This window comes from Streptomyces sp. NPDC098781 (genome assembly GCF_044759995.1).
In the GTDB taxonomy this organism is placed as follows: domain Bacteria; phylum Actinomycetota; class Actinomycetes; order Streptomycetales; family Streptomycetaceae; genus Streptomyces.
In genome coordinates this window covers 21,480-41,167 of sequence record NZ_JBIWAK010000015.1, presented here as the reverse complement: position 1 = coordinate 41,167, position 19,688 = coordinate 21,480, and the positions used below count along the sequence as shown (strand labels likewise).

Here is a 19,688-nt window from a genome sequence, read left to right as displayed (position 1 = left end):
GGAGGGTGAGCCCACTGGTCGAACTCACCCAACGTACACACCCCGTCACGGTGCCAGCGCGTCGATCGCCTTCACGATCCGCTTGTCCGAGACCGGGTACGCCGTACCCAGCGCATGCGCGAAGTAGCTCACCCGGAGCTCCTCCAGCATCCAGCGGACATCCAGGACCTGCGCCGGCACCGGACGCCCCTGCGGCATCTGCTCCAGCAGCCAGGCGTACTCGTCCTGCATCTCGTGGACCTTCTCCATGCGCGTCGTGTCCCGCTGGACGTTCGTCGGCATCTGCTGGAGCCGGCGGTCCACCGCGATCAGATAGCGCATCAGGTCCGGCATCCGCCCCAGCCCCGCGTCCGTCACGAAACCGGGCTTCACCAGCGCGTCCAGCTGCTTGCGGACATCCGTCAGGTTCGCCAGCAGCACCGGGCTGCGCACGCTCTTCAGGCGGCGCTCGGCGGCCTGCCAGGCGGCGAGGACCTGCTGCACCTGACCCACCGTACGAACCGTCGTGTCGACGATCTCGGCCCGCACCTTCTCGAACAGCTTCCGATACGACTCCTCGTCCCATGCCGGGCCCCCGAAGTCACCGATCAGCTTGTCCGCCGCCGCCCTCGCGCAGTCGTCGAAGAGGCCCTGCATCGAACCGTGCGGATTCGCCGACAACGCCAGCTTCTGCGCGTTGTTCAGACGATCGCTGGCGAATTTCGCCGGATTGACCGGAATGTTCCGCAGGATCAGCCGACGTGTGCCCTTCCACATCGCCTGCTGCTGCTCCGCCTCCGTGTCGAACAGCCGCACCGACACCGTGTCCCCGTCGTCCACCAGCGCCGGATACGCCTTGACCGGCTGCCCGGCCCGCCGCGTCTCGAACACACGGGTGAGAGAGCCGATCGTCCAGTCCGTCAGACCCGCACGCTCCAGGGACTCACCGCCCTGACGGGACGCGGAGGCCGCCGCGGCCTGCGACAGGGCCTGGCGCGCCTTGGGCTTCAGACGCAGCCTCAGGGCCTCCAGATCCTTGTCCTCGGCCAGCTTGCGCCGACGCTCGTCGATGATCCGGAAGGTGATACGCAGGTGCTCCGGAACCTTCGACCAGTCGAAGTCGTCCGCGGTGAACGGCACCCCGACCATCCGCTTCAGCTCACGCGCCATCGTCACCGTCAACGGCTCCTGCAACGGGACGGCCGTGGCCAGGAACCGCTTCGCGAAGTTCGGCGCCGGCACATAGTGACGGCGGATCGGCTTCGGGAGGGAACGGATCAGCTCCGTCACCAACTCCTCCCGCAGACCCGGGATCTGCCAGTCGAAGCCCTCGTCCGTGACCTGGTTGAGGACCTGCAACGGAACATGGACCGTCACACCGTCCGCGTCCGCGCCCGGCTCGAACTGATAGGTGACACGGAACTTCAGCTGCCCCTGCCGCCACGAGTCCGGATAGTCGGCCTTGGTGACCGCCTCCGCCGACTCCCGGATCAGCATCTCGCGCTCGAAGTCCAGGAAGTCCGGCTCCTCGTGCCGCTTGCGCTTCCACCACGCGTCGAAGTGCGCGCCCGACACCACGTCCTCGGGCACCCGCTGGTCATAGAAGTCGAACAGCGTCTCGTCGTCGACGACGATGTCCCGGCGCCGCGCCCGGTGCTCCAACTCCTCGACCTCGCTGAGGAGTCTGCGGTTGTCGGCGAAGAACTTGTGATGCGTGCGCCAGTCGCCCTCGACCAGCGCGTTGCGGATGAACAGCTCCCGGCTGACCTCCGGGTCGATCCGGCCGTAGTTGACTTTGCGCTGCGCGACGATCGGCACGCCGTACAGCGTGACCTTCTCGTACGCCATCACCGCCGCCTGGTCCTTCTCCCAGTGCGGCTCGGAGTACGTGCGCTTGAGCAGATGCCCGGCGAGCGGCTCCACCCACTCCGGCTCGATCTTCGCGTTGACCCGCGCCCACAGTCGGGACGTCTCCACCAGCTCGGCGGACATCACGAAACGCGGAGGCTTCTTGAACAGGGCCGAACCGGGGAAGATCGCGAACTTGGCGCTCCGGGCGCCGAGATACTCGTTCTTCGCGCCGTCCTTCACGTCCTTCATGCCGACGTGGGACAGCAGACCCGCGAGCAGCGACACATGCACCCGGTCGGCCGGGGCGTCCTCCTCGTTGAGGTGAATGCCCATCTGCTTGGCCACGGTCCGCAGCTGCGTATAGATGTCCTGCCACTCACGGATGCGCAGGAAGTTCAGATACTCCTGCTTGCACATCCGCCGGAAGGACGACGAGCCGCGCTCACGCTGCTGCTCACGGACGTAACGCCAGAGATTCAGGAAGGCGAGGAAGTCACTCGACTCGTCCCTGAAGCGCGCGTGCTGCTGATCAGCCTGGGTCTGCTTGTCCGCCGGGCGCTCACGCGGGTCCTGGATGGAGAGCGCCGACGCTATGACCATGACCTCACGGACACAGCCGTTCTTGTCGGCCTCCAGAACCATACGGGCCAGCCGCGGATCGACCGGAAGCTGAGCGAGCTTGCGGCCCGTCTGCGTCAGCCGCTTGCGTGCGTCCTTCTCCGCCGGGTCGATCGCGCCGAGCTCCTGCAACAGCTGGACGCCGTCCCGGATGTTGCGATGGTCCGGCGGATCGATGAACGGGAACTTCTCGATGTCACCCAGGCCGGCCGCCGTCATCTGCAAGATGACGGAAGCGAGATTCGTCCGCAGGATCTCGGCGTCCGTGAACTCCGGCCGGGCGAGGAAGTCGTCCTCCGAGAACAGCCGGATGCAGATACCGTCGCTGGTCCGCCCACAACGGCCCTTGCGCTGGTTCGCGCTGGCCTGCGAGATCGGCTCGATGGGCAGCCGCTGCACCTTCGTCCGATGGCTGTACCGGCTGATCCGGGCGAAACCGGGATCGATGACGTACTTGATACCCGGCACCGTCAGCGACGTCTCCGCGACATTGGTCGCCAGAACGATCCTGCGGCCGGTGTGCGGCTGGAAGACCCGGTGCTGCTCCGCGTGCGACAGACGGGCGTAGAGCGGCAGAACCTCCGTGAAGCGGTACTGCTTCTTGGTGAGCGCGTCCGCCGTGTCCCGGATCTCCCGCTCACCGGAGAGGAAGACGAGGATGTCGCCCTTCCCCTCCCCCATCAGCTCCTCGACCGCATCCGTGATCGCGGTGATCTGATCCCGGTCCGAGTCCTCCGAGTCCTCCTCCAGCAAAGGCCGGTACCGCACCTCCACCGGATACGTCCGCCCACTGACCTCGATGATCGGCGCATCACCGAAATGCCGGGAGAAACGCTCGGGGTCGATCGTCGCCGAAGTGATGACGACCTTGAGGTCGGGCCGCTTCGGCAGCAACTGAGCCAGATACCCGAGCAGGAAGTCGATGTTCAGCGACCGCTCGTGCGCCTCGTCGATGATGATCGTGTCGTAGGCGCGCAGCTCGCGGTCCGTCTGGATCTCCGCGAGCAGGATGCCGTCGGTCATCAACTTGATGAAGGTGCCGTCCGGATTCACCTGATCGGTGAACCGCACCTTCCAGCCCACCGACTCACCGAGCGGGGTGTCCAGCTCCTCCGCCACCCGCTCGGCCACCGTACGAGCCGCGATCCGGCGGGGCTGCGTATGCCCGATCATTCCCCTGACCCCGCGCCCCAGCTCGACACAGATCTTCGGAATCTGTGTCGTTTTACCGGAACCGGTCTCACCCGCGACGATCACGACCTGGTGATCACGAATGGCCTCGGCGATCTCGTCCCGCTTCTGACTGACGGGAAGCTGCGACGGGTACGTGACGGCGGGGACGCGGGCGCGGCGAGCAGCGATACGCTCCTCACCCTTGAGGATCTCCGCCTCGATCTCACCGAGCACAGCGGCCCGCGCCTCCGGCTTACGGATCTTGCGCGCACCTTCGAGCCGCCGCCCGAGCCGGTGCGCATCACGCAGCGACAACTCGGTCAGACGGGGGGCGAGGGCGTCCAGGGCGGGGACAGGGTGCGTAGACATACGGATCCCAGGATCTCATCCCGGCGAAAACGATGGCGAACCCTTTTGCCGCGCCCTGCTGCGCCCGGCCGTGCCGGCGGCAGACATGCAGTGAGGGCCCCGATCCGAAGATCGGGGCCCTCACGGTGACGGTGGCTGGGGCCGGGGTCGAACCGGCGACCTATCGCTTTTCAGGCGATCGCTCGTACCAACTGAGCTACCCAGCCGTCCAAGGCCTTTTTCAAAGCCTTTGCGGTCCTGACGGGATTTGAACCCGCGGCCTCCACCTTGACAGGGTGGCGAGCACTCCAAACTGCTCCACAGGACCTTGCGATGCGTACGACAGTGTCGCACACCGTACTGCGTGCCCCCAACGGGATTCGAACCCGTGCTACCGCCTTGAAAGGGCGGCGTCCTAGGCCGCTAGACGATGAGGGCTATCGGCCCGCCTGGGCGCTTCTCAGCGCGTCGGGGACGTGAGAAGCATATGGGATGGCGGGAGGTATCGCCAAAACGGTTTACGGCGAGGGGCTGGACGGGGGACTCGGTGAGCCGGTCGGGTCGGGCCCGCCTGGCTGGTTCTCCTCGACCAGGTGGCGGCGTACCTCGGCCGTGGTCAGGCCCAGGCCGCCGAGTTCGATCTCGTCCCAGGCCTGGAGGCGGTGGGTGGCGCGGTCGAAGTAGAGGACCGAGGTCTGGATGGGGTCCGGGTGCTCGCCCTCGATGGCGCGCAGCCCGCTGCCGCCCGTGGAGCCTTCGATGCGCAGGCGGGTGCCGTAGGGCAGGAGCTCCATCTCCTGGTGGTGGAGGTGGCCGGACAGGACGAGAGGGACTTCGCCGTCGGTCTGGCGGGCGGCGACGGGTTCGTGCGCGACGGCCACGTCGACGGGGGTGTCGGAGGCCTTCTGGTCGCGCAGGGAGGTGGCGAGGCGGGCGCCGGCGAGTTCGTTGGCGGCGTCGCCGCCGGGGACCGTGGAGCGGTCGGGGGTGAACTGGGGGTCGCCGATGCCGGCGAAGCGCAGGCCGGCGATGGTCTTGGCCTTGCCGTCGTCCAGGACGTGGACGTTCTTGAGGTCTTCCAGGTAGCGCTGGGTGAGGCGGGAGTCGTGGTTGCCGCGGACCCAGACGTAGGGGGCGCCGAGGTCCTCGATGGGGTCGAGGAAGCCGTTCTCGGCGGCTGTGCCGTGGTCCATGGTGTCGCCGGAGTCGACGATCACATTGACCTTGTACTGGTCGACGAGCGAGGCGATGATCTTCCAGCTCGCGGGGTTGAGGTGGATGTCGGAGACGTGCAGGACGCGGATCGTCGACGGGTCGGGTGCGTAGGCGGGGAGCGTGGAGGTGGCGTCGTAGAGCTTGGTCACGTTGGTGACCAGGCGGGCCAACTCCTTCTGGTAGACGTCGAATTCGGTGACGATGCTGCGGGCGTTGCCGACCAGTGACGGGGCTGAGGAGAGCAGGCCGGAGAACTTCGGTTCCAGGACCGACTCCGGGTTCCAGGTGGCGAACGCGGTGCCGCCGGACGCGGCCAGGAGGGTGAGGGCGAGGCCGCCGGCGGCCAGGGCCCGGCGGGGGCGGCGGTAGATCGCGAGGCCGAGGGCGGTGGCGCCGGTGACCACGGCCACGCAGCTGCGTACGGCGAGGTCACGGGTGCCGTCGGCGACGTCCTGGGCGACCTCGTCCTGGAGGCCGGACAGGCGTTCGGGGTGGTCGACGAGGGCTTGGGCGCGGTCCGGGTCGAGCTGGTCGACATTGACGTCGAGGCGCACCGGGGCGATGTGGCTGTCCAGGGTGAGGGCGCCGAGGGGGGAGACGTTGATCTTCGTGCCGCCGGTGACGGAGGGGCGCAGGGTCATCGTCGTGTTCATGGGGCCGACGGGGACGCGTACGTTGCCGACGATGAGCAGGCCGAGCCAGGTGCCGAGCAGGACGACGGTGATGAGGCCGAGGGCGCGGACCCAGGGGTGGGGCTGGGTGACGAGTTCGGGCGTGGGGAGCGGGCGGCGGGTGGCGTAGCGGCGGGCGAGGGCGCGTGGCGCCTTGGGCAGTTGACCTAGGACCTTGGTTGCGGCGGCGGGGACGCGGGCCATTGATCCCGTATGCCCAAGTGCGGCGGTGGGTATGCGGGGCCGTTCGCGGCTCCTTCGTGGGGGTGTCGTGCCTGACAATGGGCGTGTGCTGGAGATGACGCGCGAGGAGTTCGAGGAGCTGGTCGCCGAGGCGCTGGACCGGATTCCGCCGGAGCTGACGCGGTTGATGGACAACGTCGCGGTGTTCGTGGAGGACGAGCCGCCCGCGAACGATCCCGAGTTGCTGGGGTTGTACGAGGGCACTCCGCTGACCGATAGGGGTGAGTGGTACGCCGGAGTGCTGCCGGACCGGATCACGATCTATCGGGGGCCGACGCTGCGGATGTGCGAGTCGCGGGAGGAGGTCGTCGAGGAGACCGAGGTGACGGTGGTGCATGAGATCGCGCATCACTTCGGGATCGACGACGAGCGGCTGCACGCGCTCGGTTACGGGTGAGCGGGCACTGTTACGAAGGTGCGGCCGTGCTGTGTCGTGGGGCGCGTGTCCTCTTGTGGGCGGCGGGAGTTGGGCAGGTTGACTTCTTCGCCCGCCACTGGAGGTGGCCGCCGTGCGCCCCTTGTACGTACCTGTCCGTCTGGCCGCGACGGTCGTCGCTGTCGCTGCCGCAGCCGGCTGTATGAGTGTGGGTGACGACGGGGGCGGCGACGGTGTGAAGCCGTCGCGGTCCGCCGGACAACGAGGCGGTGAGGCGCCTGACGGGGGCTCCGCGGTGTCGGGCGGTGGCTCCGGGATCGGGGCGCACGCGGACGACGGCAAGCGGGGCAAGGGGAAGAAGGACGGGAAGGGGCCCGGGGAGTCGGCCGCTCCGTCGGCCTCGCCGTCGGCGCAGGCGAGTGTGTCGGCCCCTGCGGGGGGCGGCGGGCCGCAGAAGCCGGGGGTGACGCAGAAGCCGGGTCCGACGCGTCCGGCGGAGCCCACGCCCACTCGAACGGTGGAACCGGAGCCGACGCCGACGCAGGAGCCGACGTCGGTCGCGCCGACGCCGACGGAGGCGGAGCCGTCCTCGTCGGCGCACGAGGAGACGGGGCCGCAGCTGGGGGAGCGGGAGCCGGCACCGGCGGCGGGGGCGCCGGCGTGAGGTCCGGCGAGTGACGTTGCCTACACCGGCTACGGCCGGTTTGCCTTGGGGGGCTGGGGGTGCGTATGGTGGTAGATCGTTTGATCCCATTTGCCCGGCGCCAACGCAGAGCGCGCCGTGTGGCGCGTACTCTCCCTTGCCGTGGCGGACCGCATTGAGGCGGTCGTAATGCGAAACACGGAGTTGACGGGCGCGTGCCGACGAGACTCCGGAAGGTTTCGCTTACGCATGTCCATTTCCAGTACTGATCACGTCGTCGTGCCCGAGAACGGCGAGAACAACGACGAGACGACCACCCCCGAGATCACCTTCGCGGACCTCGGTCTGCCCGAGGGCGTCGTGCGCAAGCTCGCGCAGAACGGCGTGACCACCCCCTTCCCGATCCAGGCCGCGACCATCCCGGACGCCCTGGACGGCAAGGACATCCTGGGCCGCGGTCGCACCGGCTCCGGCAAGACGCTGTCGTTCGGTCTGCCGACGCTCGCGCGTCTGTCCGGTGGCCGCACCGAGAAGCACAAGCCGCGCGCTGTCATCCTCACCCCGACCCGTGAGCTCGCGATGCAGGTCGCGGACGCGCTCCAGCCGTACGGTGACCAGCTCGGCCTGAAGATGAAGGTCGTCTGCGGCGGTACGTCCATGGGCAACCAGATCTACGCCCTGGAGCGCGGTGTCGACGTCCTCGTCGCCACCCCCGGCCGGCTGCGCGACATCATCAACCGCGGCGCCTGCTCCCTCGAGGACGTCGAGGTCGCGGTGCTCGACGAGGCCGACCAGATGTCCGACCTGGGCTTCCTGCCCGAGGTCACCGAGCTGCTCGACCAGGTTCCGGCGGGCGGTCAGCGGATGCTGTTCTCCGCGACCATGGAGAACGAGATCAAGACTCTCGTCGACCGCTACCTGACGGACCCGGTCCTGCACGAGGTCGACGCCGCCCAGGGCGCGGTGACGACCATGTCGCACCACATCCTGATCGTGAAGCCCAAGGACAAGGCGCCGGTCACCGCCGCGATCGCCTCCCGCAAGGGCCGCACCATCATCTTCGTCCGCACCCAGCTGGGCGCCGACCGGGTCGCCGAGCAGCTGCGTGACGCGGGTGCCAAGGCGGACGCGCTGCACGGCGGTATGACGCAGGGCGCGCGGACCCGGACGCTGGCCGACTTCAAGGACGGGTACGTCAACGTCCTGGTCGCCACCGACGTCGCCGCGCGCGGTATCCACGTCGACGGCATCGACCTGGTCCTGAACGTGGACCCGGCCGGTGACCACAAGGACTACCTGCACCGGGCCGGCCGTACGGCCCGTGCGGGTCGCACCGGCACGGTTGTCTCGCTCTCCCTGCCGCACCAGCGCCGCCAGATCTTCCGGCTGATGGAGGACGCGGGCGTCGACGCCTCGCGTCACATCATCCAGGGCGGTGCCGCGTTCGACCCGGAGGTCGCCGAGATCACCGGTGCCCGGTCGATGACCGAGGTGCAGTCGGAGTCGGCGGGCAACGCCGCGCAGCAGGCCGAGCGTGAGGTCGCTCAGCTCACGAAGCAGCTGGAGCGGGCGCAGCGCCGTGCCGCCGAGCTGCGTGAGGAGGCCGACCGGCTGGTCGCCCGTGTGGCGCGCGAGCGGGGCGAGGACCCGGAGGCCGCGGTGGCCGAGGCTGCTGCTGCGGCGGCCGTCGAGGTGGCCGTGCCGGAGCAGCCGGCGGCGCAGGACGTCGACCGGGCGGAGGCTCCGGCGTCGTACGAGCGTCGTGAGCGGCGTGACGACCGCGGCGACCGTGGTGGGTTCAACCGGGACCGCGACCGTGACCGTGGCGGACGTTCCTTCGAGCGCCGGGACGACCGGGGCGGGTTCAACCGCGACCGTGACCGGGACCGTGGCTTCGAGCGTCGGGACCGGGACGGTGACCGTGGCGGCTTCCGTCGCGACGACCGCGGTGACCGTGGTGACCGTGGTGGCCGTTCCTTCGACCGCGACCGTGGCCCCCGTAACTTCGAGCGCCGGGACAACGACCGTGGCGGCTTCCGTCGCGACGACCGCGGTGAGCGTGGTGACCGCGGTGACCGTGGTGGCCGTTCCTTCGACCGCGACCGTGGCCCCCGTAACTTCGAGCGCCGGGACAACGACCGTGGCGGCTTCCGTCGCGACGACCGTCCGGCCGGCCGCCCCTTCGAGCGTCGTGACGAGCGCGGCGGTCACCGTGGCAGCGACCGTCCCTTCAACCGCGACCGCCGCGACGACCGTCCGGGCTTCCGCTCCGGCGGCCACGAGCGTCCGTACGGCCGCCGTGACGACCACCGTGGCACGGGTGGCTCGTCGTTCGGCCGCCGTGACGACAAGCCGCGCTGGAAGCGCAACGGCTGACGCCTGCTGAACCGATCCTGAAGGGCCCGTACGACTCCGGTCGTACGGGCCCTTCGCGCGTCGGGGGAAGGCGGGCGGTCAGGGATGATCGTTCTCGCGACTATCGCTGCCTGTGCGGCGGTTGTTAGCATCCGCTGTCTTTTCTTGGAGGCGCGCGTCCGGGGGGTTTCGAAGCGGGCGCGCCGGCCTCGTTCTCGTTTTCCCTGGGGAGGGACCCTTGTCTCGGCGCGTGCGCGCACGCTCTGTTCTGGTGGGCCTGGCAGCCTTGTGCGCCGGCTCGCTGACCACCGCGGTACCGGCTGCCGCGGACACCACACCCACGCCTGTCCAGACGGTGGACGGCGTGTGGGGCATCGATTTCGCGGGCGGCGTCCTGACGACGACCGAGACCGCCCCGAACGGTGACCCGTATGTCACCAACCGTCCGATCTCCGCGGACGGCGCCTCTGCGGGTGACCGGCGCGCATGGATCTACGCCGGCACGTTCGCCGGGGGCCAGCACGTGAAGAGGGTGCCGTGCGACGCCGGCTCCTGCGTGGTGCTGCGCGCGGCGGGCAACGGACACGTAGGCGTCTTCTTCGGGGACGGTGACAACGAGAAGGCGCAGATCTGGAGCGGCCCCGACAGCTACCACGGCGTGGAGCCGGCCGTGTCCGGCGGCCGGTTCGTGGACGTCACCGGCCGCTACTTCGTCTACGACGCGGCGTCCACCGGCAAGCAGTACGTCGACGCCACCCACCGCTACCACGGCCATGACGTGCGCCTCACCCGCTCGGTTACCGCTGCCTCGGTGTGGGGTTCGCGGTTGTGGACGCCGGGTTCGGGTGCCGGGGCCGTCACCGCCTTCGACCTGGAGACGAAGAGGACCGTCGAGACGCTCGCCACGGGCGCGCCCTGCTCGGTCAGGGAGCTTCAGGCGGTGGGTCGTTGGATCTACTGGAACTGCGGGCCCACGGGCGCCGCGGGAGTGTACGACCGTGCGGCGAAGAAGAAGATCTCGGTGCCGTCCGGGCCCGCCCTCGTCGGCGACGGCTATCTCGTCCGGCACGACCGGACGGCCGGGAAGCTGCTGCTCACCGACTTCCACACCGGTACGGCCGCCGCGCCGCGCGTCATCGGCGACCTGCCCGGCGGGAACACCGCCGACCAGCGGCGGCTGACCTGGGCCGTGGACGAGTTCGGCGGTGACATCGCGTATGTCGAGCAGGGCAAGGCGGTACGGATCGTGCCGAGCGGTGTGCCGTCGTCGTCGCTGGCGGTGATCGAGGCGGAGCCGGACGACGGTTACGTGAATGCCAAGGACGACCACTGGAACAGCATCTGGCAGTTCAACAAGCCGGCGTCCTGGAAGTTCACCGTGAAGGACTCCCGCGGTCGTGCCGTATACACCGACTCGGGCACCACGACCGGAGCGGAGGCCGAGGCCGGCTGGAACGGTAAGACGGACGCGGGCGCGTATGCCTACAACGGCTCCTACACCTGGTCGCTGACCGCCACGGCGACCGAGGGCGGCGGCACCTCGACGAGCAGCGGCACGTTCGCGCTCACGGGCGGCCGTCAGGGCCATCACGACCAGGGTGGTCGCAGCTACGGCGAACTGGTCACCCTCAACTCCTCGGGGGCGCTGACCCTGCACTACTCCGAGGGCAAGGGGAAGTTCGACTGGAAGCAGTCCGCGTCCGGCTGGCCCGCCGGGACGGTCGCCGTCCCCTTCGGGGACATGGGTGTGGACCGGTGTGCCGAGATGCTGATCCGCATGCCGAACGGCGAACTGCGGCGGTACGCGGGCAAGTGCGGGCCGTCGTACACCCCGTCGAGCAGCCACACCTCCCTGGGCACCGGCTGGAACGCGTACGACGTCCTCACCGCGCCCGGTGACCTCACGGGCGACGGTCGTACGGACCTGTTGGCGCGTCAGAAGTCCACGGGTGACGTCTACGTGTTCGCGAACGACGGTGCCGGGAAGCTGAAGGCCCGGGTGAAGATCGCGTCGGCCTGGAAGGGCTACACGAGGATGGTCGGCGCCGGGGATCTGACCGGTGACGGCATCGGTGATGTGCTGGCGCACGACAAGTACGGGGCGCTGTACCGGCTCGATGGTGCGGGCAACGGCAAGCTGAAGGCGCGGGTGAAGATCGTTTCCCGGTGGGGGACGTCGTACAACGCCGTGGTCGGCGTCGGCGACATCACCGGGGACGGGAAGAACGACCTGATCGCGCGGGACAGGGCCGGCGACGTCTACCGCAACGACGGCGACGGCAGGGGGTCGTTCGGCCCGCGGGTGAAGATCGCGAGTGGCTGGCAGGGCTACAAGGGCCTCTTCTGAGAGGGCGCCGTCCTCGTCCTCCGCTCCCGCCGACGTGGCCGTGACCCGGATACCCGATCGGAGACTCGGCCACGTCCGGCTATGCTCGGGGTGGCAACATCGCTTGGGCCCTTAGCTCAATTGGCAGAGCAGTGGACTTTTAATCCATTGGTTGTGGGTTCGAGTCCCACAGGGCCTACGGGTTGCAGGCGGGGGGCAACCCTCTGACCTGCTACACAGCGCCCGGGTCGGCTTCGGTCGGCCCGGGCGCTGTTGTGTTGTGCGGCCCCAACCCGCCCACACCTCGGCCGACTTGGCGGTTCTCACGTTTCAGGTTGCGGCTTTCCGTGAGGTGCCGTTAGCCTCCCCTCACGGATGCACTCGTTCTCAACCGTGAGGTCTGGCGATGGTCGACACCCGCACCACCAGTGAGCAGGTCCCCGTCCCCGTGCGTGTCCTCGGCGGCCCCACGGCCCTCATCGAGTACGGCGGCCTGCGGTTTCTCACCGACCCCACCTTCGACGGCCCCGGTGACCACCCCTTGGGCGGCGGACGTGCGCTGACCAAGACCGCTCCGGCCGCCGCCCGGCCCGCGGAGCTCGGGCGGATCGACGTCGTTCTGCTCTCGCATGACGAGCACCCCGACAACCTCGACGTCTCCGGGCGGGCGCTGCTCGCCGAGGTGCCGCTCACCCTCACCACGCCGGGTGGGGCGAAGCGGCTCGGCGGTGCGGCTCGGGGGCTCGCCGACTGGGAGTCCGTGGAGGTCGATCGGCCCGGCGGCGGCGTGGTCACCGTCACCGGGGTGCCCGCGCTGCACGGGCCGGGGGAGCGGGCGGAGATCGAAGCGGTCGTCGGGCAGGTCGTCGGGTTCGTACTGACCGGCGACGGGCTGCCCACCGTCTACGTCAGCGGTGACAACGCCCAGCTCGGGCCGGTCGAGGAGGTCGCCGAGCGGTTCGGGGCGGTGGATCTCGCCGTGCTGTTCGCCGGGGCCGCCCGTACCGCCGTGCTCGACCGGCAGTTGCTCACGCTCGACAGCGCGCGGGCCGTGGAAGCGGCGCGGATCCTCGGGGCGCGCAGGATCGTTCCCGTCCACTTCGACAGCTGGGCCCACTTCACCGAGGGGCGGGCGGAGCTGACGGCCGCCTTCACCGCGGCGGGGCTGATCGGACGGGTGCAGTTCGGGTGACCGGGTGACCCGGCGGGCCCGGGGGGCCCGGGGGCGTCCTGTGCCGCCCCCGTGCCGTTCGCTCAGCCGGCGCTGAGTTCCGCGAGGTCCCCCAGCGGCAGGGTGTGCTGGGTCTGGAGGACCTTCGCGCGCAGATAGCGGACGTTGTCCGGGGTGGCGAAGACGCCGGTGGGGACGCGGTCGCCGACCTCGATGCCGAGGGCGCGCAACTGGGCCGCCTTGTCGGGGTTGTTGGACAGCAGGTCCAGTTCGCCGATGCCGAGGGCGTTGAGCATCTGGGCCGCGGCCGTGTAGTCGCGGTCGTCCTCGGGCAGGCCCAGGGCGGCGTTCGCGGCGTAGGTGTCCAGGCCCTGGTCCTGGAGGGCGTACGCGTCGAGCTTGTTGTAGAGGCCGATGCCGCGGCCCTCCTGACGCAGGTACAGCAGCACGCCGCCGCGCTCGGCGATGCGCTCGACGGCCTCGCGCAGCTGGGGGCCGCAGTCGCAGCGGGCCGAGCCGAAGACATCGCCGGTCAGGCACTCGGAGTGCAGCCGGACCAGCGGGGTGGTGCCGGGTGCCGGGTCGCCGAGGACGACGGCCACGTGCTCCAGGCCGTCGGTCAGGCCGTGGAAGGTCACCAGTTCGGCGTCGACGCGGTAGCCGTCCTGGAAGCGCAGCGGGACCCGGACGCGGGCGCGCTGGGTGGCGGCGGCGGGGAAGTCGGGCATGCGGGGTCTCCGGGTTCCTTGGGAGGGCCGACTGCTTGCGGATCCTGCTGACTGCTGACTGCGGGGCTGCTGGCTGTTGGAGCTCTGCTTCAGATTTGAATCAGCTACTCGGTCTGAACCCTACTCCCTGCTTTAAATTTGAATCAACGCGATTCGACGAGTTCCGGAGGCCATGTTGCGCAGATCACAAAGTCGCGCAGGTCACGAAGTCGCGCGGGTCGCGAAGTCGCTCAGGTCACGAGCAGGGCTTGTTGGAGCGCCGACGCCAGGGCACGTCCTCCGGACCGGCGTGTGCGCCCTCGCCCTGGAACCCCTCGCCGACCGCCGTGAAGATCTCCTCCAGCTGGCCGACCTGCTCCGGGGTCAGCCGGTCGAAGAGCAGCGACCGTACGGTCTCGACATGACCCGGGGCCGCGCGCTCCAGCACCCGCATGCCCTCGTCGGTGAGGGCCGCGACGCTGCCCCGTTTGTCCCAGCGGCAGTCCTCGCGCCGCACCAGGCCGTCCCGCTCCAGACGGGTGACGGCGTACGTCAGCCGACTGCGGGTGATTTTCAGTCCTTCCGCGAGCTCGGTCATGCGCAACCTGCGCTCCGGGGTTTCCGAGAGGGTGGCGAGGATGGAGTAATACAGATGGGGCATGCCGGCCTCCTGCTGGAGCTGCCGGTCCAGCGCGTCCTCCACGAGCGCGGCGGCGGCGATGTACGCGCGCCAGGCGCGCTGCTCCTCCGAGGTGAGCCAGCGAGTCGTCATACGACCAGTGTAGGTTTGTTTCAAACTTGAACCAAGATCGGATCGCCGAGCCGGAGAGCGCGCCCATGCCGTCGTACCCCTACGTCCTGCTGTCCGCCGCCGTCTCCCTGGACGGCTACCTCGACGACACGGGCCCGGACCGCCTGCTGCTGTCCAGCCCGGCCGACTTCGACCGGGTCGACGAGGTCCGCGCCTCCGTGGACGCGATCCTGATCGGCGCCGGCACGATCCGGGCGGACAACCCGCGGCTGCTGGTGAACTCGGCCGAGCGGCGGGCCGCACGGGTGGCGGCGGGCAAGCCGGAGTACCCCTTGAAGGTCACGGTCAGCGCGTCGGGCGAGCTGGACCCGGCGGCGAACTTCTGGCACACCGGCGGCGACAAGGTCGTCTATACGACGGAGAAGGGCGCGGACCTGCTGCGGCGCGCGCCGGTCGCGGCGGACGTCGTCGCGCTGGGCGAGGAACTCGACTGGCGGGGGCTGCTGGCCCATCTGCGCGAGGTGCGCGGCGTGGAACGGCTGATGGTCGAGGGCGGCGGCACGATCCACACGCAGCTGCTCCAGCAGGGGCTGGCGGACGAGGTGCAGCTGGTGCTGGCCCCGCTGTTCGTGGGGGATGCGCGGGCGCCCCGGCTGTTCGGGCCGGGTGCGTACCAGGGCGGGCGGCTGCGGCTGGTCGAGACGCGGCGGATCGAGGACGTGGTGCTGATGCGCTACGAGCCGACGGCGCCCGGTGCCGGGGGCCTCGCCTCCGCCGCGGACCGGCACTGGCTGGCGCTGGCGTGCGAGCTGGCGGCGCAGTGCCCGCCCTCTCGGACGGCGTTCAGCGTCGGGGCGGTCGTGGTGGCCGCCGACGGGACGGAGCTGGCGCGCGGGTACTCCAGGGAGGGCGGTGACTCGGTGGTGCACGCGGAGGAGGCGGCGCTGGCGAAGATCACGGCGGGGGATCCGAGGCTGGCGTCCGCGACGGTGTACAGCAGCCTGGAGCCGTGCACCCGGCGTTCCTCGCGACCGGTGCCGTGTGCCCGGCTGATCCTCGAGGCGGGGGTGCGCAGGGTGGTGACGGCTTGGCGGGAGCCGGACACGTTCGTGGTGGGGGCGGACGGGAGCGGGGTGCTGGCGGGGGAGGGCGTGGATGTGGTGGTGCTGCCGGAGTACGAGGAGCGGGCGATCGCGCCCAATCGGCATCTGGTGGGTGGGTGAGGGCGTGGGGCCTTTTCCTGGCCGGGCTCGCCGGATGGACCTGGCCGGATGGGCCTGGCCGGACGGGCCTCACCGGACGGGCCGGGAGGGCCGCGGCAGCTGAGCGGAAAGTCCTGGTCAGGACCGGCCCCGGGAAAGGCGTGTGCTTCGGGTCCCGCGGATGGCGTACTATGGACTCATCGACGCGGGGTGGAGCAGCTCGGTAGCTCGCTGGGCTCATAACCCAGAGGTCGCAGGTTCAAATCCTGTCCCCGCTACTGAAGGCTCAGGGCCGGAACTGATCAGTTCCGGCCCTGAGTGTTTTCCCCGGTCGGCTTCCAGCGCTCGCCCGCCGCCCCCGCTTCGGCAACCCTGGTGAGGTGGAGCAGCGGCGGATGTCATACGCACGCCGGTTCGTCCGGCTGCTCCCCGCCCTGCTGATCGCGGCCGGAGCCGTGTACGACCACGTCACACCGACGGACTTCACCGGCGCCCCCTTCCTCACGGCCGCGCCACTGGTCGCCGCCCCCCTCTACTCACAGCGCGGCACCGTGCTCACCGGAGCCCTGGCCCTCCTCGTGGTGCTCGTGATGCGCGCGCCGCGCGGGGAGCTGTCCCAAGCGGAGGTGGTCACCGAGCTGGCGACCATCGTGGTCGTCTCCGTGCTCGCGGTCCTCATCAACCTCCTCGTCCGCCGCAGCGACGAACGCCTCGCCTCCGCCCGCGAGATCGCCGAGGCCGCCCAACGCGCCGTACTGCCGGAGCCGGCCGAGCGGATCGGCGGGTTCCGGATCGCGGCCCGGTACGAGGCGGCGCAGGAGGGCGCGGCCATCGGCGGGGATCTGTACGCCGTGCAGGACACCCCCTACGGCGTCCGGCTGGTGGTGGGGGACGTGCGGGGCAAGGGAATGGGGGCGGTCGGGGCCGTCGCCGTGGTGATCGGGGCCTTCCGGGAGGCCGCCGAACAGGAGGCCACGCTGGAGGCGGTCGCGCAGCGGCTGGAGCGGGCGCTGGCCCGGGAGCGCGCACGGCGCGACGGACCCGAGTCGCAGGAGTGGTTCACCACCGCCATGCTCGCCGAGCTGCCGCACGGCAACGAAATCGTGCGGCTGGTCAACCGCGGGCACCCGCCGCCGCTGCTGCTGCACGCCGACGGCACCGTCCACCCCCTGCCGGCCACCGAACCCGCCCTGCCGCTCGGCATGCGCGAGCTCGGCGCCTGGCCCGACCGGGCCGACGACGCCGGCTTCCCGGACGGGGCCACCCTGCTGCTGTACACCGACGGTCTGACCGAGGCGCGGGACGCCGGCGGGCGGTTCTACGACCCCGAGGTGGGCCTCGCGGGCCGCGTGAACGCCCTGCGCGAGCCGGCCGAACTGCTCGGGGTGCTCGCGGCGGACGTACGCCGGCACTCCGGCGGAGGGATGGCGGACGACCTGGCACTCATGGCCGTACGACGACCGTGAAGCCTTCTGACCGATCACCTTGACCGTTGTCACCAGCGGTGATCGCGCGACCGCCCTCCGCATAACAACTGACATACCGTCAATACCTGTGTGACTCCAGAGTCTTGGTCAACTCGCCCGATTTAGGCCGCTCATGACCCCTAAGTCCGGGCGAAAATCGTTAATGATCAAGTGGAACAGCTTGGAATACGCGCCCCGGGTCTATTAACGTTCGATAACGCAGCGCGGTCGTCCCAGCCGTCACAAGAGTCGGCTCCGTGCGCACGCGCCGAATCCCGTAAGGGAACCGGGGAACCACCACCTTGGGGTGAATCGCACGGATTCCACCGTGGAAGCACGGTTGGTATACGCGCGTAGGAGACCTTCCTGCTCCGAACCCGTCAGCTAACCCGGTAGGCGAGAAGGAAGGAAAGGAGTACGCCCACGTGGCGTCAAACCGGCCTGCTCCGCAAGCCCCGTTCGTGCCGAGCGAACGCAGCGACACCTTCGGCTACGACCGCTACCGCACCGACGAGGGCCCGTTCGAGGAGTGGAACCCCACCGCGGATTCCATTCGTCCCGTTCGTGGCAGGCACCGCGTCTCCAAGCAGCGTGGCGGGGGACTCGCCCGCAGCTCCACGGTTCTCGGCGTAGGCGTCATAGCCGCCGTCGGCGCGGGCGGCATGGCCAGCGCCAACAGCGGCAAGCCGCCGGTCGCCATCACGATGCCGGACCTGCCCCTGATCTCGGACGACTCCTCCGAGCCCGCCGAGGACACGGCCACCGCGTTCAGCACCATGGGCGAGGCCACCGAGGAGACCACGCAGGGCACCTCCGACGCCGGCGAGGTGCTGCGCAGCCGGATCATCGCGCAGGCCGAACTCCAGCAGACTCAGATCGACAGCAAGGCCGCCGCGGCCGCCGTCGCCGCCGCGGAGAAGGAGGCCAGGGACGCGGCCGCCAAGGCGGAGAAAGAAGCCAAGGCCAAGGCCGCCGCCGCGAAGGCCGCCGCCGAGGAGGAGGCCCGCAAGAAGGCCGAGGCCGAGCGTCTCGCCGAGCTGGCCAAGCAGTACACGCTGCCGACCTCCTCGTACACCATCACCTCGACCTTCGGTCAGGCCGGCGCCTACTGGTCCTCCGGCTACCACACCGGCCTCGACTTCGCCGCCCCCACCGGGACGCTGATCAAGGCGATCCACTCCGGCACCGTCACCTTCGCCGGCTGGGACGGCTCGTACGGCTACAAGACGGAGATCACCCTCGACGACGGCACCGAGCTCTGGTTCGCGCACCAGTCCTCGATCAGCGTCAGCGTGGGCCAGAAGGTCAACACGGGCGACGTCATCGGCCGCGTCGGCGCCACCGGCAATGTGACCGGCGCCCACCTGCACCTCGAGGTGCACCCCGACGGCAGCGCGAACGGCATCGACCCGCTGGCCTGGCTTCAGGGCAAGGGCCTCACGCCCTGAGGCCCGTGACGGGCGACCACATGTGATCCCCGGCGGTCCTGACGGCGTCCCCCCGACGTCAGGGCTGCCGGTTCTCGGTGCGTGCGACGGTGTTCGTCGCGAGCGTCTTCATTACGCAGCCTTGGTCCCCGGTGTGGAATGAGCCGTTCCGGTACGACGGTTGACGTAGAGCATGAGTGCTCTTCGTCAGCTCGGCTCCTCCGACCTGGAGGTCCACCCGCTCTGCCTCGGCGGCAACGTCTTCGGCTGGACCGCCGACGAGACCCGGTCCTTCGCCGTCCTCGACGCATACACGGAGGCGGGCGGCAACTTCATCGACACGGCCGACGTCTACTCGGCGTGGGCCGAGGGCAACTCGGGCGGCGAGTCCGAGACGGTCATCGGCCACTGGCTGACGGCACGCGGCAACCGGGACGACGTCGTGATCGCCACCAAGGTCAGCCAGCACCCCGACTTCCAGGGCCTGACCGCGGCCAACATCAAGGCGGCCGCCGACGCCTCCCTGCGGCGCCTGGGCACCGACCGCATCGACCTCTACTACACGCACTACGACAAACCGGAAGTGCCCGTCGAGGAGATCATCGGCGCGCTGGACGAGCTGGTGAAGGCCGGCAAGGTACGGCACATCGCCGCGTCCAACATCTCCGCCGAACGCCTCGCGGCCTCCCTCGCCTTCTCCAACCGCGAGGGCCTCGCCCGCTATGCCGCCCTCCAGCCGCACTACAACCTGGTCTCCCGCGACACCTACGAGGGCCCCCTGCGCGACCTGGCCGAGCGGGAAGGGCTGGCGGCGATCCCGTACTACTCCCTCGCGGCCGGTTTCCTCACCGGCAAGTACCGACCGGGGACGGCCGTGGACAGCGCCCGCGCGCGGGGTGCCGGCAAGCACGCAGAGTCCGAGCGGGGCCGACGGGTGCTGGCCGCCCTGGACGAGGTGGCCCGTTCCCACGACGTGCCGATGGCGACGGTGGCCCTGGCCTGGCTCGCGCAACAGCCGACGGTCGCGACGCCCCTGGCTTCGGCCCGCACGGTGGAACAGCTGCCGGCGCTGCTGGGGATGGCGGAGCTGAGGCTGACGGACGACGAGGTGGAGCGGCTCACGGAGGCGTCGGCGTGAGGCGCCGCCTCTTTCTCGACCGCTAGGA

The 19,688-nt window shown here is 70.0% G+C and carries 13 protein-coding genes, 5 tRNA genes and 1 riboswitch; of the genes, 11 read left to right on the top strand and 7 right to left on the bottom strand.

The window, feature by feature from the left end; genetic code table 11:
• Positions 1 to 45 precede the first annotated feature (45 nt).
• The 5 genes from hrpA to ACIQWG_RS39045 all read right to left on the bottom strand — a co-directional run bounded on the left by hrpA (position 46) and on the right by ACIQWG_RS39045 (position 6,059).
• The gene (gene hrpA / locus ACIQWG_RS39065) at positions 46 to 3,990 is read right to left on the bottom strand and encodes an ATP-dependent RNA helicase HrpA (RefSeq protein ID WP_404105350.1); all 3,945 of its coding nucleotides are present in this window, start codon (positions 3,988 to 3,990) and stop codon (positions 46 to 48) included.
• A gap of 132 nt (positions 3,991 to 4,122) precedes the next feature.
• A tRNA-Phe gene (locus ACIQWG_RS39060) sits at positions 4,123 to 4,196 on the bottom strand.
• Positions 4,197 to 4,222: 26 nt separating this feature from the next.
• Positions 4,223 to 4,297 (bottom strand) — tRNA-Asp (locus ACIQWG_RS39055).
• Positions 4,298 to 4,334: 37 nt separating this feature from the next.
• Positions 4,335 to 4,407: transfer RNA gene (locus ACIQWG_RS39050), tRNA-Glu, on the bottom strand.
• 80 nt (positions 4,408 to 4,487) lie between these two features.
• Positions 4,488 to 6,059, bottom strand: a complete 1,572-nt coding sequence (locus tag ACIQWG_RS39045) for a metallophosphoesterase (RefSeq protein WP_404105347.1) — start codon at positions 6,057 to 6,059, stop codon at positions 4,488 to 4,490.
• A gap of 85 nt (positions 6,060 to 6,144) precedes the next feature.
• Between ACIQWG_RS39045 and ACIQWG_RS39040 the strand changes: the two genes are divergently transcribed.
• The 6 genes from ACIQWG_RS39040 (at position 6,145) to ACIQWG_RS39015 (ending at position 12,990) form a co-directional block, all read left to right on the top strand.
• Positions 6,145 to 6,495 carry a metallopeptidase family protein gene (locus ACIQWG_RS39040; RefSeq protein ID WP_404105344.1) on the top strand — a complete coding sequence of 117 codons (351 nt, stop codon included), beginning with the start codon at positions 6,145 to 6,147 and terminating at the stop codon, positions 6,493 to 6,495.
• 112 nt (positions 6,496 to 6,607) lie between these two features.
• Positions 6,608 to 7,138, top strand: a complete 531-nt coding sequence (locus tag ACIQWG_RS39035) for a hypothetical protein (RefSeq protein WP_404105341.1) — start codon at positions 6,608 to 6,610, stop codon at positions 7,136 to 7,138.
• 228 nt (positions 7,139 to 7,366) lie between these two features.
• A complete protein-coding gene (locus ACIQWG_RS39030; RefSeq protein WP_404105339.1) occupies positions 7,367 to 9,493 on the top strand; it encodes a DEAD/DEAH box helicase in 2,127 nt (708 codons plus the stop codon).
• A 250-nt stretch (positions 9,494 to 9,743) separates the two neighbouring features.
• The gene (locus tag ACIQWG_RS39025) at positions 9,744 to 11,819 is read left to right on the top strand and encodes an FG-GAP-like repeat-containing protein (RefSeq protein WP_404105336.1); all 2,076 of its coding nucleotides are present in this window, start codon (positions 9,744 to 9,746) and stop codon (positions 11,817 to 11,819) included.
• Positions 11,820 to 11,924: 105 nt separating this feature from the next.
• Positions 11,925 to 11,997: transfer RNA gene (locus ACIQWG_RS39020), tRNA-Lys, on the top strand.
• Positions 11,998 to 12,204: 207 nt separating this feature from the next.
• A complete protein-coding gene (locus ACIQWG_RS39015; protein WP_404105333.1) occupies positions 12,205 to 12,990 on the top strand; it encodes an MBL fold metallo-hydrolase in 786 nt (261 codons plus the stop codon).
• Between the two features lie 62 nt (positions 12,991 to 13,052).
• Here ACIQWG_RS39015 and ribA read toward each other — a convergent pair whose 3' ends face one another.
• Complete coding sequence (ribA, locus tag ACIQWG_RS39010) at positions 13,053 to 13,697, bottom strand: GTP cyclohydrolase II (protein WP_404105331.1); 645 nt, start codon at positions 13,695 to 13,697, stop codon at positions 13,053 to 13,055.
• 235 nt (positions 13,698 to 13,932) lie between these two features.
• Positions 13,933 to 14,448 (bottom strand): MarR family winged helix-turn-helix transcriptional regulator, encoded by a 516-nt coding sequence (locus ACIQWG_RS39005; protein WP_404105328.1) that lies wholly within the window; start codon positions 14,446 to 14,448, stop codon positions 13,933 to 13,935.
• Between the two features lie 65 nt (positions 14,449 to 14,513).
• Here ACIQWG_RS39005 and ACIQWG_RS39000 point away from each other — a divergent pair, with 65 nt between their 5' ends.
• The 5 genes from ACIQWG_RS39000 to ACIQWG_RS38980 all read left to right on the top strand — a co-directional run bounded on the left by ACIQWG_RS39000 (position 14,514) and on the right by ACIQWG_RS38980 (position 19,660).
• Positions 14,514 to 15,650, top strand: a complete 1,137-nt coding sequence (locus ACIQWG_RS39000; RefSeq protein ID WP_404105511.1) for a dihydrofolate reductase family protein — start codon at positions 14,514 to 14,516, stop codon at positions 15,648 to 15,650.
• 183 nt (positions 15,651 to 15,833) lie between these two features.
• Positions 15,834 to 15,907: transfer RNA gene (locus ACIQWG_RS38995), tRNA-Met, on the top strand.
• Between the two features lie 117 nt (positions 15,908 to 16,024).
• Positions 16,025 to 17,095, top strand: coding sequence for a PP2C family protein-serine/threonine phosphatase (locus ACIQWG_RS38990; RefSeq protein WP_404105325.1), 1,071 nt, complete (start codon positions 16,025 to 16,027; stop codon positions 17,093 to 17,095).
• 256 nt (positions 17,096 to 17,351) lie between these two features.
• A riboswitch (cyclic di-AMP (ydaO/yuaA leader) is annotated at positions 17,352 to 17,509 on the top strand.
• An 11-nt stretch (positions 17,510 to 17,520) separates the two neighbouring features.
• Positions 17,521 to 18,543 carry a M23 family metallopeptidase gene (locus ACIQWG_RS38985; protein WP_404105322.1) on the top strand — a complete coding sequence of 341 codons (1,023 nt, stop codon included), beginning with the start codon at positions 17,521 to 17,523 and terminating at the stop codon, positions 18,541 to 18,543.
• Between the two features lie 172 nt (positions 18,544 to 18,715).
• A complete protein-coding gene (locus ACIQWG_RS38980) occupies positions 18,716 to 19,660 on the top strand; it encodes an aldo/keto reductase (RefSeq protein WP_404105320.1) in 945 nt (314 codons plus the stop codon).
• Positions 19,661 to 19,688 lie beyond the last annotated feature (28 nt).